At 69.7% G+C, this 15,065-nt stretch carries 15 protein-coding genes and 2 pseudogenes; 6 read left to right on the plus strand and 11 right to left on the minus strand.

The genetic code is table 11. The features are described from left to right. On the plus strand, positions 1-310 hold a 310-nt coding region (locus tag H5J33_RS01030), incomplete at its 5' end, for a pectate lyase (protein WP_181792809.1). Between the two features lie 724 nt (positions 311-1,034). Here H5J33_RS01030 and H5J33_RS01035 read toward each other — a convergent pair. From H5J33_RS01035 to H5J33_RS01060, 6 genes are all read right to left on the minus strand, one after another. Further along, positions 1,035-1,253 carry a hypothetical protein gene (locus H5J33_RS01035; protein WP_181792810.1) on the minus strand — a complete coding sequence of 73 codons (219 nt, stop codon included), beginning with the start codon at positions 1,251-1,253 and terminating at the stop codon, positions 1,035-1,037. 282 nt (positions 1,254-1,535) lie between these two features. Continuing rightward, positions 1,536-1,889, minus strand: coding sequence for a cyclophilin-like fold protein (locus tag H5J33_RS01040; RefSeq protein WP_181792811.1), 354 nt, complete (start codon positions 1,887-1,889; stop codon positions 1,536-1,538). Between the two features lie 365 nt (positions 1,890-2,254). Continuing rightward, positions 2,255-3,022 carry a glucose 1-dehydrogenase gene (locus tag H5J33_RS01045; protein WP_181792812.1) on the minus strand — a complete coding sequence of 256 codons (768 nt, stop codon included), beginning with the start codon at positions 3,020-3,022 and terminating at the stop codon, positions 2,255-2,257. A gap of 96 nt (positions 3,023-3,118) precedes the next feature. Next, positions 3,119-4,141, minus strand: coding sequence for a zinc-dependent alcohol dehydrogenase family protein (locus H5J33_RS01050; RefSeq protein ID WP_181792813.1), 1,023 nt, complete (start codon positions 4,139-4,141; stop codon positions 3,119-3,121). 76 nt (positions 4,142-4,217) lie between these two features. Continuing rightward, positions 4,218-4,631 carry a cupin domain-containing protein gene (locus H5J33_RS01055; RefSeq protein WP_181792814.1) on the minus strand — a complete coding sequence of 138 codons (414 nt, stop codon included), beginning with the start codon at positions 4,629-4,631 and terminating at the stop codon, positions 4,218-4,220. 44 nt (positions 4,632-4,675) lie between these two features. Continuing rightward, positions 4,676-4,999 (minus strand): carboxymuconolactone decarboxylase family protein, encoded by a 324-nt coding sequence (locus tag H5J33_RS01060; RefSeq protein ID WP_181792815.1) that lies wholly within the window; start codon positions 4,997-4,999, stop codon positions 4,676-4,678. Between the two features lie 226 nt (positions 5,000-5,225). Here H5J33_RS01060 and H5J33_RS01065 point away from each other — a divergent pair, with 226 nt between their 5' ends. Next, positions 5,226-6,140 (plus strand): helix-turn-helix transcriptional regulator, encoded by a 915-nt coding sequence (locus tag H5J33_RS01065; protein ID WP_181792816.1) that lies wholly within the window; start codon positions 5,226-5,228, stop codon positions 6,138-6,140. A 120-nt stretch (positions 6,141-6,260) separates the two neighbouring features. Here H5J33_RS01065 and H5J33_RS38565 read toward each other — a convergent pair. Both H5J33_RS38565 and H5J33_RS01075 read right to left on the minus strand, forming a co-directional pair. Beyond that, a pseudogene (locus H5J33_RS38565) lies at positions 6,261-6,449 on the minus strand (transcriptional regulator); the annotation flags it as partial. A gap of 31 nt (positions 6,450-6,480) precedes the next feature. Beyond that, the gene (locus H5J33_RS01075) at positions 6,481-6,762 is read right to left on the minus strand and encodes a hypothetical protein (protein ID WP_181792817.1); all 282 of its coding nucleotides are present in this window, start codon (positions 6,760-6,762) and stop codon (positions 6,481-6,483) included. 213 nt (positions 6,763-6,975) lie between these two features. Here H5J33_RS01075 and H5J33_RS01080 point away from each other — a divergent pair, with 213 nt between their 5' ends. Further along, positions 6,976-7,176, plus strand: coding sequence for a hypothetical protein (locus tag H5J33_RS01080; protein ID WP_181792818.1), 201 nt, complete (start codon positions 6,976-6,978; stop codon positions 7,174-7,176). Positions 7,177-7,387: 211 nt separating this feature from the next. Here H5J33_RS01080 and H5J33_RS01085 read toward each other — a convergent pair whose 3' ends face one another. The 3 genes from H5J33_RS01085 to H5J33_RS01095 form a co-directional block, all read right to left on the minus strand. After that, positions 7,388-8,722: an enolase C-terminal domain-like protein gene (locus H5J33_RS01085; RefSeq protein WP_181792819.1), complete on the minus strand. Its 1,335-nt coding sequence runs from the start codon at positions 8,720-8,722 to the stop codon at positions 7,388-7,390. Positions 8,723-8,777: 55 nt separating this feature from the next. Beyond that, positions 8,778-10,115, minus strand: coding sequence for a gluconate:H+ symporter (locus tag H5J33_RS01090; protein ID WP_220211819.1), 1,338 nt, complete (start codon positions 10,113-10,115; stop codon positions 8,778-8,780). A 473-nt stretch (positions 10,116-10,588) separates the two neighbouring features. Next, entirely contained in the window at positions 10,589-11,464 is an 876-nt protein-coding gene (locus H5J33_RS01095) for a LysR substrate-binding domain-containing protein (RefSeq protein WP_181792820.1), read from the minus strand. 472 nt (positions 11,465-11,936) lie between these two features. Between H5J33_RS01095 and kdgD the strand changes: the two genes are divergently transcribed. From kdgD to H5J33_RS37000, 3 genes and pseudogenes are all read left to right on the plus strand, one after another. Continuing rightward, positions 11,937-12,857 (plus strand): 5-dehydro-4-deoxyglucarate dehydratase, encoded by a 921-nt coding sequence (gene kdgD / locus H5J33_RS01100; RefSeq protein WP_181792821.1) that lies wholly within the window; start codon positions 11,937-11,939, stop codon positions 12,855-12,857. Positions 12,858-12,908: 51 nt separating this feature from the next. Further along, entirely contained in the window at positions 12,909-14,537 is a 1,629-nt protein-coding gene (locus H5J33_RS01105) for an aldehyde dehydrogenase (NADP(+)) (protein WP_220211820.1), read from the plus strand. Positions 14,538-14,854: 317 nt separating this feature from the next. Then, positions 14,855-15,040, plus strand: a pseudogene (locus H5J33_RS37000) (oxidoreductase); the annotation flags it as partial. Positions 15,041-15,065 lie beyond the last annotated feature (25 nt).

Consider the following 15,065-nt stretch of genomic DNA (forward strand, 5'->3'; position numbering starts at 1 on the left):
CGGCTTCGCCGTCAAGAACTTCGGCAAGCTCGTCCGCTCCTGCGGCAACTGCAAGACGCAGTACAAGCGCACGGTCAACCTCAGCAACATCGAGGCGACCTACAAGGGCACCGCGCTCGTCGGCATCAACACCAACTACGGCGACAGCGCGACCCTGCGCAACATCACCATCGTCGCGGACACGAGCAAGAAGATCGTCCCCTGCCAGAAGTACATCGGCAACAACACCGGCAAGGAGCCGACGAAGAACGGCTCAGGCCCGGACGGCACGTACTGCAAGTACTCCAGCTCCGACATCACCTACAAGTGAGCCGGGCGGGCCGGGCCGCGTCGGCGGCCCGGCCCCTGGTCACACCCGGGCCGTCCACCGGCGCCCGGACAGGACGAGGTGGGCGGCCACGCCGAACACCAGGCCCCAGAAAGCAAAACCCTACCGAACAGCATGACGCCCGAGGCCGAGGCCAGGAACGTGATCAGCGCACCCCCGCTGCCCGCGAGACCGTCCGCGTCGACGGCGACACCGTCACGACCGGTGCCTGGCTCGCCAGGGCCGGCACCAAGCACCGCTGCAGCCAGCTTCCCGGCCATCACGTTCGTCTGGTCGCCGCCCTCTTCGACGGCGACTGGGCGGCTCAGGACGCTGTGCCGGCCGTCCTGGTGCGGGCACCGCAGCGCCCGCTCACAGGGCCGAGTATGTGGCCCCGACGTATCCCGGGTGGGTCTGTCCCTGGTCAGCACTCCCGTAAGGCGGACGGATACCGCTGATCACGCTCCGCCGTGACAGCACGGCGCGACGGGGCCAGTCGCCCCGGCACGTCAGCCGCGCAGCGGCCCCTGACGGTGACCGGCCCTGCCTTCACGCGCCTTGGCTTCCACCAGCCCGGTCAACCCTGCGCGGTTCCTGCCGCACCTCCACCCCATGCCTGGAAGAGATCCGCGACGACCGTAGAGCGAGGTTCTCCGGAGCCGAACGCGAGAGATGGTTCGGCACAGCCGAAGGCCTGTTCACCAGCAAGAGCCCTCGGTCTGACCGTTCAGGTCGTCCAGAAGGGGAATCCGTTCGAACGCGCCACCGTATCGCGCTTGCAGGAGATCGAGCTTGCCCGCCCGGCCGCCTCCTCAGTGATATGGGCCGGCCACCCGACAGTGGCGCCGGGTTCCTCAAAACCGTGGGAGGCCTCCGAACCGAAGAGTGTCGCCATCGCAGACACGACCCCGACCGCACGGGCGGCGCCGGCCAGCAGATCCGCCATGTCGAGGCGACGGGAACCTCGATCGGCACTTTCGAGGTAGAGAGCCGCGTCCTCGGGACGCGTAACGGCCGGCGTCAGGAGGCTCGAGCCCACACCCGGTGGCCTTGCGAACGGTTTCCGCCGGAGGTGCTCGCCGCGCAGCGCAACGGGCTCCGCCGGCCCGTCCAGCTCTTGCGCGACGAAATCAAGGAAGGATGACCTGGTGGACCAGGCGGCTGCCGACGCCTCCGGCGGCGCCGAACACGAAAACGCGGGCCGTGAAGGTCTCCTTCGAGGTGTTGTTCACTCGGCGGTGGTGAGGGTGACCTCGAAGTCGCCGCTGGGGCGGGCGAACTGTGCGATGCCGCTGGTGATCTCGCCCAGCTTGACCAGGCCCTCGGCGTGGTGGAAGTCCTTGTAGAAGATGGCCAGGTTGCCCCAGGGGGCGTAGAAGGTGAGGTCTCCGGCCCTGGCCGCGGTACCCGAGGGGGAGCCTGCGGTGGAGAGCTTCTTGGGCAGGTCGCTGATCTTCTCCGTGCCGGCGTAGTCGGTGAGGGTGAGGGTAAGTGGCAGTAGTGCGGCGAGGTCGCGGGCGGCGGCGCTGTCGTTCAAGGTGGCGTCGTAGGTGCCGGTGTCGGTGGTGAGCCGGATCTTCATGACGGTGTTCTCCCGTCGGGGGACCGTGGGGGACGTTGTGCTGGTGTGGGCGCTCGGGACGGGGCTGTCCGATTCGTTGTGCCCGGTGCTGGTGGTGCAGTCTGCGGCTGCCGGGAATGTGACCGCGACGGCGGCGGGGATGACGGCGCGCTGCGGGCGATGCCGAATGGGCCTCAGGCCCCGGTGTGCCAGGTACTGGCAGTGCTCCCCAGGCTGCGTCGCGGGTATGAGCGCGCGGTAGCGGGCCCGGCAGGCGTTGCAGGACGCGGCTGCCGGTTGCCCGTCCCGTGTAGCACGGACGCGCTCTGTCACGGCCTGCGTGCCGGCTCTGCCGACTGTCGCAGGCCGTCTTCGTCTTCTGCGGCTCAGTGGGCGGTGAAGCCGCCGTCCACGGGCAGGGCGACGCCGATGACGAAGCTGGCGGCCGGGCTGCACAGCCACAGCACCGCGGCAGCGATCTCCTCGGCGGTGCCCAGGCGGCCGATGGGCTGCTGTTTCATGATTTCCGCCATGGCCTCGGCCTGCCCTTCAAGCATGCCGGCGACCATCGGGGTGTCGATGGTGCCGGGGCACACGGCGTTGATGCGGATGCCCCTGGGCGCGTACTCGATGGCGGCGCTGCGGGTCAGGCCGATCACGCCGTGTTTGGAGGCGTGGTAGGCGGCGCGTTCGGGCAGGCCGACCAGGCCGCCCAGGGAGGAGCAGTTGACGATCGCGCCGGAGCCCTGGGCGCGCATCTGCCGCAGTTCGTGTTTCTGGCAGGTCCAGATGCCGCGCAGGTTGACCGCGTTGACGCGGTCGAAGTCCTCGGCTCTCTCGTCGGCGGCGTCGGCGGGTGGGGCCTGGATGCCGGCGTTGTTGAAGGCCATGTCCAAGCGCCCGTATGCGTTCACCGTGCGGGTGACCATGGCGGCGGCCTGGCTTTCGTCGGCCACGTCGCAGCCGATGCCGAGGGCCTGATGGCCGGCGTCGGACAGCTCTTGGGCGGCTTGCTCGGCGGCTGCACGGTCGAGGTCGGCGAGGACGACGGCCGCACCGGCCTGGGCGAAGGCGCGGGCGGTGGCCAGGCCCATGCCGGAGGCGGCGCCGGTGACCAGGGCTACCTGCCCGGTGAAGTCGTAGGTGGGGTTCATCAGCGAAGGGTCCTGTTCAGGGATCGGGGTTGACGCGGCAGCGTGGGGCCGTACGGTGCGGGCCTGTGAGCAGGCGGCCGGCACCGCACGCAAGTCTCAGGGACGCAGCAGAGCTTTGATGGCGCGACGCTCGTCCATGGCCTTGTAGCCCTCGGCCGCCTGGGACAGGGGCAGCTCCAGGTCGAAGACCCTGCCCGGATCGATACGGTCGGCAAGGACCAGGTCGATCAGGTGGGGCAGGTACTCGCGCACCGGGGCCGGGCCGCCGCGCAGACCGACGTGGGAGTAGAACAGCGCGGTACCGTCGATCGTCACGCCGTGGGGAACACCGACGAAACCGACGTTGCCGCCGGGACGGGCGCAGTTCAGTGCCTGCTGCATCGACTGCTCGTTGCCCACGCACTCCAGCACCCGGTCGGCGCCGATCCCGCCGGTCAGCTCCTTGATGCGGGCCACACCCTCCTCGCCGCGCTCGGCGACGATGTCGGTGGCGCCGAACTCGCGGGCCAGGTTCTGGCGGGAGGCGTGCCGCGACATCGCGATGATCCGCTCGGCGCCCAGCTCCCTGGCGGCGATCACCGCACACAGGCCGACCGCACCGTCGCCGACGACGGCGACCGTGTCCCCAGGCTGTACCTCGGCGGCCTTGGCGGCGTACCAGCCGGTGCCCATCACGTCGGAGCAGGCCAGCAGGCTGGGGACGTACTTCTCGTCCGGCACCTCGGGGGTGGCGACCAGCGTGCCGTCGGCCAGCGGGATACGGATCTTCTCGGCCTGGCAACCTTGCGTGCCGACGAATTCGCGGTGCAGGCAGTTGGTCTGGTAGCCGTTGCGGCAGTTCGGGCAGGTGTTGTCGGAGGCGAAGAACGAGCCGACGACGAACTGGCCGGGCTGGACGGTCTTCACCTCCGCGCCGACTTCCTCGACGACCCCGACGTACTCGTGCCCGAACGGGGTGGGCTGCCCGACCGGGTTGATGCCGCGGTAGTCCCACAGGTCCGAGCCGCACACACAGGTGGCGACGGTGCGGATTACCGCGTCGGTCGGGCTCTGGACGGTGGGGTCGTCGCGCTCTTCGAAGCGCACGTCACCGGGGGCATGAAGAATCACGCCATGCATGAGGTACGGGCCTTTCATGTGTTTGGAAGGGGGCGTCCCGAGGGCGGGACACCGGGAGGGTTGGGGCCGGGGAGCGTCAGCCGGCGACGGCGGCCAGAGCCTTGGCGTACTGTTCGCCGGTGACCGGCTCCAGCCAGGTCGTGCCGTCACCGTTCTCGTCGCCGACGAGCATGGCCACGTGGGCCATGAGAGTGGTGTCGGTAGCACCGTGCCAGTGCTCCTCACCGGCCGGGCACTTCACGGTCTGCCCCGCACTGGCCCGCACGACGGTGCCGTCGCGGGTGCCGACCAGGCCGACGCCGTCGGTGATGTAGAGGGTCTGGCCCTTGGCGTGGGAGTGCCAGTGGGTGCGGGCGCCGGGGGTGAAACGCACCAGGGCGGCGGCCAGGCGGGCCGGGTCGGCGGGCGCCTCGATCTGGTTGAGGTAGACGTCGCCGGTGAAGCGCTCGGCGGGGGCCTTGACGGTGGGGGTGGAGGTGATGTGTTCCACGACGGTTTCCTTGGTCTCCAGCGGTGGGGTCGGTGGGGGCCTGGTCAGGCTGCTCGCTCGCCGGCAGCGATCTTCTTGAGCTGCGTGATCGCGGTCATGGCATTGGGCCATCCGGCGTAAAAGGCCAGGTGGGTGATGGCCTCGGACAGCTCCCCCACACTCAGCCCGTTGTCCAAGGCCACGCCCAGGTGGTAGGGCAGCTGCTCGCTGCGGTAAAGGGCGGCCAGCACACTGACCGTGATCAGGCTGCGGTCCCGCGGCGACAGTCCGGGCCGCTCCCAGATGTCCGCGAACAGCACCTCGTTGGTGATCTCGACCAGCTTCGGCGCGATACCGGCCAGCTCCTGGGGCGCGGACTGCTTCGCCATGTAGTGACTCCTGTGATGGTTCGAACACGTGGATGCGGTGCTTTTCACCGTCGCTTCCAGCGGGCGGGACGGTATCCCCAGGAGGGTTGCCCACTGCCCGCGGGTCCGGGTCGCATCCGCTGCCACGATCGAGGAAAGCGCAGCTCACAGTCCTGCGGAAGGCACTGCTATTACAGGTACCAACAGAACCCCTCAGCTGTGCTCCACCGCGCTTACCCTGGCGCATATGGACACCGCCCACGAGATCCGCGAATTCCTCGCCACCCGACGCGCCAAGATCACCCCGCAGCAGGCCGGCCTGCCCGCCTTCGGCGGCAACCGCCGGGTCCCTGGACTGCGCCGCGAAGAAGTCGCCCTGCTCGCCGGTGTCAGCATCGACTACTACGCCCGACTCGAACGCGGCCAGCTCGCCGGCGCCTCCGAAGAAGTCCTCGACGCCCTCAGCCGGGCCCTGCAACTCGACGAGGCTGAACGCGCCCACCTCCACGACCTGGCCGCCGCCCAGCGCCACCGCCCACCACGCCGCGCGGTCCGCAAGACCAAGAACGCCGTACCAGCCAGCCTCACGCGCGTTCTGGACTCCATGACCGAATCTCCGGCCTTCATCCGCAACGGACGCCTGGACATCCTCGCCATCAACCCGCTCGGGCGAGCCCTCTACGCCCCCCTGTTCACCACCTCAGCCGTCCCGGCCAACATCGCCCGGTTCCAGTTCCTCGACCCCACCAGCCGCAGCTTCTTCCCCGACTGGAACACCTCGGTCAACACGACCGTCTCCCTGCTGCGCACCGAGGCCGGCCGCGCCCCGCAAGACGCCGAGCTGACCGGGCTGATCGGCGAACTCGTCACCCGCAGCGACGAGTTCCGCACCGCATGGGCCAAACACAATGTGCGCCTGCACCACGCCGGCTGCAAAACCTTCCGCCACCCGGCCATCGGAGAGATCACCCTCGACTTCGACGCCATGGAGCTGCCCGCCCACCCCGGTCTGACCCTGACCGCCTACAGCGCCGAGCCGGGCACACCCGCCCACGACACCCTGCGCCTGCTGGCCTCCTGGGCCGCCACCGGCCACGATCACGCCCCTGCCGATGACCGCACCGGCCCTCGAACCGGCCATGAGCCGACAGGGCGGAACTGAACGCCGGCCAGCCCGTCCCGGCCGGTGGCGAGAGGGGGGATGCGTATCGGCCCAGCCGGCCAGCAGCCGCACCCGCTGCGCGGACCTGCTGCCCACGTCCGGCGTCAGGACCAACAGCATCAGGTGTGGCCGTCCCGGCAACGCCAGCGTCTCGAAGGGCGGGCTCAGCCGCCCCACCGCGAGGTGCTCGTACTTTTTGATCCCGTTCCAGTGCAGCCGCACGTCGTGATCAGGCCGGCACGGCGGACGCTCGCCGCCCGGGGACAGTTCCGCGATCAGCTCCCTCGTGCCGCGGCCCTGGGGCATCATCCCGGCCCCGGTCCGCAGCAGGACGGCCGGGTTACGGATCGAGTGATCCCGGTCGTGGAAAGGCGCGGGCCGCCGGAAGAAGAAGCTCGTACCGCGCGATGTTCACCGGCCTCGCGGAGGACCACTCGACCACCGGCACGTGCAGGGCGTAGCCGGAGTAATCGGCCGCGACCAGGTCCAGGCGCCGGTTCCAGACACGGACCGCCACCGCGCCGATTCGGCACTCGCTGGACGCCTCCGCCCTCGATCGCTCGACCTGAAGGTTGGTCCTGCCGGCCTTGCGCTTCACGGGAACGGCGGCCGGCTGCTTCAAGAAGGCCGATCCCGAACAGCACCGTGACCTCCGCTTCGGAGCCGTCGCACTGCACGTCGTCGCGCTCCTGATGATTCTCATCAGCCTGAGCGTGATCAGCCGGTGGTCCATCGGGCCCGTCGCCGGGTCCTCCATCGACAGAACGGACGCGGGGAGGAAGGGAGCGCGGCGTATGAAGGCGCGATCACAGGACGGGACGAACACCGCGACAAGGTGGTGGAGGCCGCTGGCATCCTGGCCACTCAGCCGCGCACGCCCGGCGAGTTCCAGCAGGCCGCCACCGACTTCGGCATGTCCCGCACCCTCCCCGAGAGACACGACCGGCGGGCCCGGCAGACGGCTGGCCCCGCCCAGGCCGGACTGGTCCGGCACGGCAAGCTGAGGCAGGCCGAGGCGTCGCTGACGCACGCCTGACGCCGGGCCGACAGGCGCCTCGCACGCTTGGCAGACCCTCAGTGTTGTGCTGCTCACCTGCCTCCCTCCACCGCGGCCGAGGAGCGGGTGTTGCAGTCTTCCATGGGGGCCGCCATCGAGGACACGATCGTTGTGCTCGACGGCGGTGGCCGGTGGATGCAGGTTCGGCCTGAACAGGGTGGTACTGGCCGAGGGCCACCGCCGTCGCGAGCTACCGTGCCAGGCAGGGCCGCTTGGGGTCGAACTTCCAGCCGTCCACCAGGTACTGCATGGCGCGCGCGTCGTCTCGGGCGCCCAACGCTTTGTCCTTGTACAGCTCGTGGGCGGCGAGGAGGCGGTCCATGTCGAGCTGGACACCGAGGCCGGGGGCATCGGGGACTGCGATCTCGCCGCCGATGATGCGGGGCGGGGCCACGGTGAGCTGTTCCAGGCCCTCCTGCCAGATCCAGTGGGTGTCCAGAGCGTTGTACGTGCCGGGCGCGGCGGCTCCGCAGTGCGTGATCATGGCCAGGGAGATGTCGAAGTGGTTGTTGGAGTGGCAGCCCCAGGTCAGACCCATGGCGTTGCAGAGCTGGGCCACCCGTACCGAGCCTTGCATGGTCCAAAAGTGCGGGTCGGCCAGCGGGATGGAGACCGACTGGAGGGCGAGTGCATGGGTGAGCTGCCGCCAGTCGGTTGCGATCATGTTGGTCGCGGTGGGCAGCCCGGTCGCGCGGCGGAACTCGGCGAGGACCTCACGACCGGAGTAGCCGTCTTCGCTGCCGCAGGGGTCCTCGGCGTAGGCGAGGGTCCCGACGAGAGGCGCGCAGAGTTCGATGGCCTCGCGCAGCGACCATGCCCCGTTGGGGTCGAGGGTGATCCTCGCCTGGGGGAAGCGTTCCTTGAGCGCGCGTACCGCCTTGACTTCCTCGGCGCCGTCGAGGACACCGCCCTTCAGCTTGAAGTCGCGGAAGCCGTAAAGGTCGTAGGTGGCCTCGGCCTGGCGGACGATCGCCTCGGTGGTCAGGGCCTCCTCGTGGCGTATGCGGTACCAGTCGACCTCCGCGTCGGGGGCGCGGACGTAGTCCAGGTCGGTACGGCCGGGGTCGCCGACATAGAAGAGGTAGCCCAGGACTCGTACGCTGTCGCGCTGCTGGCCGTCTCCGAGGAGGGCTGCGACCGGCACGTCGAGGTGCTGGCCCAGAAGGTCCAGGAGCGCCGACTCGACCGCGGTGACGGCGTGCACGGTGGTGCGCAGGTCGAAGGTCTGGGCGCCGCGGCCGCCGGCGTCGCGGTCGGCGAAGCGGTGCTGGATCTCGCGCAGGACGCGCTGATAGTCGCCGATCCGCGCCCCGACCACGAGAGACTCGGCATCGCGCAGGGTCTGGGTGATCTTCTCCCCGCCGGGCACCTCTCCCAGGCCCGTACGACCCTCGGAGTCGGTCAGGACGACGATGTTGCGGGTGAAGTAGGGGCCGTGGGCGCCGGACAGGTTGAGCTCCATACAGTCACGGCCCGCTACGGGGTAGACGGTGAACGTGGTGATGGTCGGCTGCTTCGTGCTCATGTTCTTGGTCACTTCCTAGCGGGGGAGTGGAGCGGGTGGTGGTGCGGTCCCGATGTCAGAGGCCGAGGGCGGTGATGGTCCATTGGCCGGCCAGTACGCCGCCGAGACCGAGCACGGCCAGCACCGCGGTGTACGACGTACGGATCTTGATCGCCTGGATGACGGAGAGGTTGAAGTACTCCTTGAACAGCCAGAAGCCGGGATCGTTGACGTGCGAGAAGGCGATCGACCCGCAGGAGACGGCGAGCACCATCATCTCGGGGCTGACACCGCTCCCGGCGAGCAGCGGCAGGACCACCCCGGAGGCCGTGACGACGGCGACGGTCGCCGAGCCCAGTGCCACCCGGAGGATGACGGCGATGAGCCAGGCGAGGACGAGCGGGGATACGGACCAGGAGTGGGTGACGTCCTTGATGTAGTCGGAGATGCCGCCCTCGACGAGGACGTTCTTGAAAGCGCCGCCCGCGCCGATCACCAGCAGGACCATCGCCATGGCCTGGGCCGCGGAAGTGCACGAGGCGCTCACGTCGGACATGCTGCGGCCGATCCTCGGTCCGAATGCCCAGATCGCCAGGACCAGGGTCAGCAGCAGCGCGATCGGCGCCGAGCCGATGAACGCGATGGTGTGCAGGAGGGGGCTCTCGCCGGAGACGGCCATGTCGGTCACCGCGGCACCGGCGATGAGGACCACAGGGAAGAGGGCCACCGACAGCGACCAGCCGAGGCCCGGCATCTCCTCGTCGATGAACTCGCGTTCGCTCACCAAGCCGGTGGGGATGGCGGGGGTCATCGCCTTGATGAACGGCAGGCGGGGCCAGAGCAGTGCGATGAGCGCACCGACCGGCACCGCGATGAACAGGCCGTAGAAGAGGGTCAGCCCGACGGAGGCGTGGAAGGTGGCCGCGACGGCGGTGGGTCCGGGGTGGGGCGGCAGGAAGCTGTGCATCGTGGACAGGGCGATCGACATCGGCAGGCCGACCCACAGCAGCTTCGCGCCGGTCACCCTGACCAGGGTGAACGCGATAGGCACGATAATGATGAAGGCCACCTCGTAGAACATGGTCACACCGATGAGCATGGAGGTGACCACCATGGCGACCTGCACCCAGCGTGGCCCGAACGCGTCGAGGAGCTTGGAAGCGATCCGCTGGGCGGCCCCGGAGTCCCCCATGACGCGGCCGACCATGGCACCGAGCCCAATGGTGAGCATCGTGTCACCGATCTGCCCCCCGATGCCGTCCGAGACAACACCCGGAATCTCCTTCACCGGGATTCCCTGCACCAGGGCGACACCGACCGCCACCAGCAACAGGGCCGCGAAACCGTTCAATTTCAGCCTAGTCATGAGCAGCAGCAGGACCAGAACACTGATCGCGACTACGACGAGCGGCATGTCAGCTCCCCTTTGAACTGTGAAGTGAAGCAGCCGGACCTCGCGGGCAGGGAGCTCGGTACGGCTGTGATGCGGACTGGAGCCGGCCGGCCGGCGCACGGGGGCGGTCCTGGGCGGCGCCCGGGAGTGCTGGGGGGTGGGCGGCGGGGTGGACGCCGCCGGCACTCCGGGGTTCTGCGGCAGGGGAGACGACCGGCGCCCATCGGCTCACGGTTCGGTGGCCGACGACATCATCGGGTTGCCTGGTCGGCGCGGCTCGTCCTGCCGGACGGGAGCAGGCATGGTCGTTCTCCTAGACCTGGGGATCACGGCAGCGGTGCCGCATGCGGTCCGAGCCACAGAACGGGTGGCTGAGTTGACCGTAGAGATGGTTTCGATTCACGTCTAAGTCGAATTTTGTTTGCTGCCATACCTTCTTTGCATGACGGCCTACCGGCACCACCCCGCCATCGAACGTCCTGAGGCCATGCGGGTCACAGTTGCCGCAGAAGTGCCTTGAGCGCTGGATTGTCGTTGCCTTCCCGCCATACGTAGTCCAGTTCGACCGGTTGCGGTTGCGGCAGTTGCAGGGGCCGGAAGGTGATGCCGCCGTAGCGCATCCGGACCGCGCCCTCGGGTACGAGGGCGATGCCCCAGCCTCCGTTGACCAGGGCCAGCATGCTGTGCACCTGGGTGAGGTACTGGGTGAACACCGGCTGCGCTCCCGCCGTGCGGAAGACGTTGACCAGCAGCTCGTGGAAGTAGCGGGCCTCGATGGGCGAGTACATCAGGAAGTCCTCGCCGGTCAGGTCCTCGACGTGCATGGGCCTGGTGGCGGCGGCCAGCCGGTGTCCGGCGGGCAGTGCCGCCACCAGGCCCTCCCGCACGGCAGGGCGGGAGACGAGGTCCGGTCCCGTGGCCGACGGACGGGCCAGCCCGAGGTCGAGTGAGCCTTCGCCGAGAGCCTCGAGCTGGTCGCGGGTGACGAGTTCGTGCAGGAGGACCTCGACACCCGGCAGTGCCGTCTGCGCGGTTTCCAGGAGGCTGCCGAGCGCGGAGTAGGCGCTGGCCGCAGTGAAGCCGACGGCGATCGCCCCCGCCTCTCCGGTGGAGACGCGGCGCACGGCGAGTGTGGCGTGCTCGGACTGGTGGAGGATGCGGCGTGCCTCGGTCAGGAAGGTCCGGCCGGCCGGTGTGAGTTTGACCGTGCGGTTGGTCCGGTCGAGCAGCTGGACGCCGAGGTCGTTCTCCAGCAGCTGGATCTGTCGGCTCAGGGGTGGCTGTGTCATGTTCAGGCGCTCCGCGGCACGCGTGAAATGGAGTTCTTCCGCGACTGCCACAAAGCTCGTCAGCTGGGCCAGCGTGAACATTGATGCTCTCCAGGTATTGCAGAATCCAAAAACAGTGTTGGACGTGAATCATTAGCGACCGTAGCGTCACGTCCGGACCGAGGCGGGGCCGCCCCTGCCGACCGGTCGCGGGATGTCGGACCTCCGCTCCCTCCCAAGCCTCCCGGATCGAAGTGGTAAGCACGATGAACACGACGCAGGACGGCCGGCCCGGGCACAGGGCGCGAGAGGCGACGCCCGATCGGATCGCGGGGCTCCGCCTGTCCTCGATGCCCCCCCCGCCGGCCGCGCCCGTCAGTGCGTGGGCCGTCGCCACCTTCGAAGCGGGCGCTCGCCTCTGACACCGAGCGCCGAAAGCCGGCGCGGGCGGCGCCGAAATGGACAGCCAGGCCGCCCGCGCCGCACCTGCCTGCTGCCGGGGCGGCCGTCGACGGCCGCCCCGGCACAACAGCGCACCGCACCCCCCTCACTCACCACCTTCAGGAGCACTCCCATGACATCCTTCACTCCCGCGGAGCTCGGCCGGCGTATCGGCTCCGGGCTTCTGTCCTTCCCGGTGACGCACTTCCGTGACGACTTGTCCTTCGACGAGGCGGCCTACCGCGAGCATGTCGTCCGGTTGTCCAAGTACGACGTCGGAGGGCTGTTCGCCGCCGGTGGGACGGGCGAGTTCTTCTCCCTCACCCCCACCGAGGTCGAACGCGTGGTGGCCGCCGCGGCCGACAGCGCGCCCGACGACACCCCGATTCTGGCCCCCGCCGGTTACGGCACCGCCACCGCCATCGAGTTCGCCGCTGCCGCCGAACGCGCCGGCGCCGACGGCATCCTGCTCTTCCCGCCCTACCTCACCGAAGCCGGGCAGGAGGGCCTGGCCCGGCACGTCGAGGCGGTCTGCCGTGCCACGTCCCTCGGCGTCGTCATCTACAGCCGTGCCAACGCCGTCTACTCCGCCGACACCGTCGCCCGCCTGGCGGACACCTGCCCCAACCTCGTCGGGTACAAGGACGGCGTAGGCGACATCGACACCGTCACCCGCATCTACGCGCGGCTGGGGGACCGCCTCACGTACATAGGTGGCCTGCCGACCGCGGAGACCTTCGCCCTGCCCTACCTCCAGCTGGGCGTGACGACCTATTCCTCGGCCATCTTCAATTTCCTTCCGGAATTCGCTCTCGCCTTCTACGCCGCCGTTCGAGAGCAGCGGCAGGCCGACGTCACGAGGATGCTCTCGGCCTTCGTCCTCCCGTACACCGAGATCCGTGACCGTCAGGCCGGGTACGCGGTCAGCATCGTGAAAGCCGGCATGGCAGCGACCGGCCGCAGCGCGGGACCAGTCCGGCCTCCGCTGACCGACCTGACCACGCAGGAACACGACTCCCTGTCGGCCCTGATCGCCCGAGTGCCCACCGTCTGACCCACGCCCCCCGGCGTAACCGTGCCCCAGCCCAGGAAGAAGGCTCCACCCATGAGCAGCACCCCCGCCCCCAAACCTACGGCCCACCCGCCGGCGACCGACCTGACGGGGGCCATGTTCATCGCCGGTGAACGCATCACCGGCGCGGGCGCCGAGATCCGTTCCCTCGACGCCCGCACCGGCCAGGAACTCGACCCGCCGTACCGCTACGGCGACACGGCCGATGTGCGGCGGGCCTGCCGAGCCGCCGACGACGCCTTCGACACCTTCCGCGACCTGCATCCCTGGCGCCGCGCCCGCTTTCTCGAAACCATCGCCCGCAACCTCACCGCCCTGAGCGACGCCCTGGTCGACCGCGCCCACCGGGAGACCGCGCTGCCCACCGACCGGCTGACCGGCGAAGTCGCCCGCACAACGGGCCAGCTGCGGCTGTTCGCCTCCGTCCTGACGGAGGGCAGCTGGTACGGCGCCCGCATCGACCCCGCGCAACCCGACCGCACGCCCCAGCCCCGCCCGGACATCCGCCAGCAGCGCATCCCCCTCGGCCCGGTGGCGGTTTTCGGTGCCAGCAACTTCCCCCTGGCCTTCTCCGTCCTGGGCGGGGACACCGCCTCCGCCCTCGCCGCGGGCTGCCCCGTCATCGTCAAGGCACACGATGCGCACCTGGGCACCAGCGAACTCGCCGCCCACGCCGTCCAGGCCGCCGTCGCCGAGCATCAGCTGCCACCCGGTGTCTTCTCCCTGCTCATCGGCGACGGCCCCACCCTGGGCATCGATCTCGTCACCGACCCCCACATCCAGGCCGTCGGGTTCACCGGGTCCCGCAACGCCGGACTCGCTCTCCTGCGCGCCGCCGCCGCACGGCCGCAGCCCATCCCGGTCCACGCCGAGATGAGCAGCATCAACCCCGTCGTGCTCATGCCCGGGGCCCTTGCCCGCCGCGCCGAGGCCCTCGCCGACGGGTACACGACGTCGCTCACCCTGGGCGCCGGTCAGTTCTGCACGAACCCCGGCCTCGTCATCGCCGTGGACGGCCCCGACCTGGAACGCTTCCTGTCCAGGGCACGCAGCGTGGTGGACGCCCACGCCGGGGCCACCATGCTCGCACCGCGCCTGGCCATGTCCTACCGCATCGAGACCGAGACCGTCTCCTCGCGCCCCGCTGTCGAGGTCCTCGCGCGAGGCGCCGAACCGCGATCCGCCAGCCCCGGCCGGGCCCTGCTGATGAGCGTCCATGCCGACGACTTCCTCGCCGATCCAGAACTCGGACGCGAGATGTTCGGGCCGGCCGGCCTTGTCGTACGCGCCCGCGACCTGGACCAGCTGACCGACGTGCTGCGCAGTCTGGAGGGCCAGCTCACCGCGACCGTTCACACAGCGGACGACGACCTCCCGCACGCCCGCCGACTCCTGCCCCTCCTCGAACGACGCGCCGGCCGTGTGCTGTTCGACGGCTGGCCCACCGGGGTCGAGGTCGGCCACGCCATGGTCCACGGAGGCCCCTACCCCGCCACCTCAGACAGCCGGACCACCTCGGTCGGCTCCCGCGCCATCGAACGATTCCTGCGTCCCGTCGCGTACCAGAACGTCCCCCACGCGCTCCTGCCGCCTTCCCTGCGGGACGACAACCCCTACGGCGTCCCGCGCCGCATCGACGGCAACCTGCGCTCCACCGACTGAGTCGCTGCAGCACAGTGACGAGCCGCCGTCGGCACGCGGCGACGGGAGCGCCCGGGACCTGAAGCAAGTGGTCGGCTTCGGAAGTCTTTCGGGGGCTGACGCCCAGAGCCGGGCGGTTCCTGTCGCATCGTCGGACGCCCAGGGCGGCGGGGTGACGGCTGCCTCGGCCGCCTGCGAAGGGGCTTCGGGAGACCCAGGTTTTTCTGGCCCTGGTTGGCCCGGCGGTCGGTGGCGAGACTGCGGCCATGACCGACAGCAACAGCGATGTGACCAGCTTCCACGACCGGGTCGTCCTGATCACCGGCGGAACCAGCGGGATGGGCCTGGCCACCGCGCGTCTGCTCCTGGAAGCCGGCGCCGATATCGTCATTACCGGCCGCGACGATGCCCGCCTCGACCGCGCGGCCGAACACCTGGACAAAGTGTCCGACCAGGGTGCCCGGCTGCTCACAGTTCGGGCCGACTCCGCCAGCCTCACCGATCTCGACCGCTTGGCTGTCCTGATCCGTGAACGCCGTGGACGGCTGG

Origin of the sequence: Streptomyces sp. WELS2, from assembly GCF_013870595.1 — a bacterium.
GTDB lineage: Bacteria > Actinomycetota > Actinomycetes > Streptomycetales > Streptomycetaceae > Streptomyces.

Excerpts from the sequence above, each read along its gene's own strand:
- H5J33_RS01035 (WP_181792810.1), bottom strand. The coding sequence starts at position 1,253 with ATGGCGGATCTGCTGGCCGGCGCCGCCCGTGCGGTCGGGGTCGTGTCT.
- H5J33_RS01040 (WP_181792811.1), bottom strand. The coding sequence starts at position 1,889 with ATGAAGATCCGGCTCACCACCGACACCGGCACCTACGACGCCACCTTG.
- H5J33_RS01045 (WP_181792812.1), bottom strand. The coding sequence starts at position 3,022 with ATGAACCCCACCTACGACTTCACCGGGCAGGTAGCCCTGGTCACCGGC.
- H5J33_RS01050 (WP_181792813.1), bottom strand. The coding sequence starts at position 4,141 with ATGCATGGCGTGATTCTTCATGCCCCCGGTGACGTGCGCTTCGAAGAG.
- H5J33_RS01060 (WP_181792815.1), bottom strand. The coding sequence starts at position 4,999 with ATGGCGAAGCAGTCCGCGCCCCAGGAGCTGGCCGGTATCGCGCCGAAG.
- H5J33_RS01065 (WP_181792816.1), top strand. The coding sequence starts at position 5,226 with ATGGACACCGCCCACGAGATCCGCGAATTCCTCGCCACCCGACGCGCC.
- H5J33_RS01085 (WP_181792819.1), bottom strand. The coding sequence starts at position 8,722 with ATGAGCACGAAGCAGCCGACCATCACCACGTTCACCGTCTACCCCGTA.
- H5J33_RS01090 (WP_220211819.1), bottom strand. The coding sequence starts at position 10,115 with ATGCCGCTCGTCGTAGTCGCGATCAGTGTTCTGGTCCTGCTGCTGCTC.
- H5J33_RS01095 (WP_181792820.1), bottom strand. The coding sequence starts at position 11,464 with ATGTTCACGCTGGCCCAGCTGACGAGCTTTGTGGCAGTCGCGGAAGAA.
- kdgD (WP_181792821.1), top strand. The coding sequence starts at position 11,937 with ATGACATCCTTCACTCCCGCGGAGCTCGGCCGGCGTATCGGCTCCGGG.
- H5J33_RS01105 (WP_220211820.1), top strand. The coding sequence starts at position 12,909 with ATGAGCAGCACCCCCGCCCCCAAACCTACGGCCCACCCGCCGGCGACC.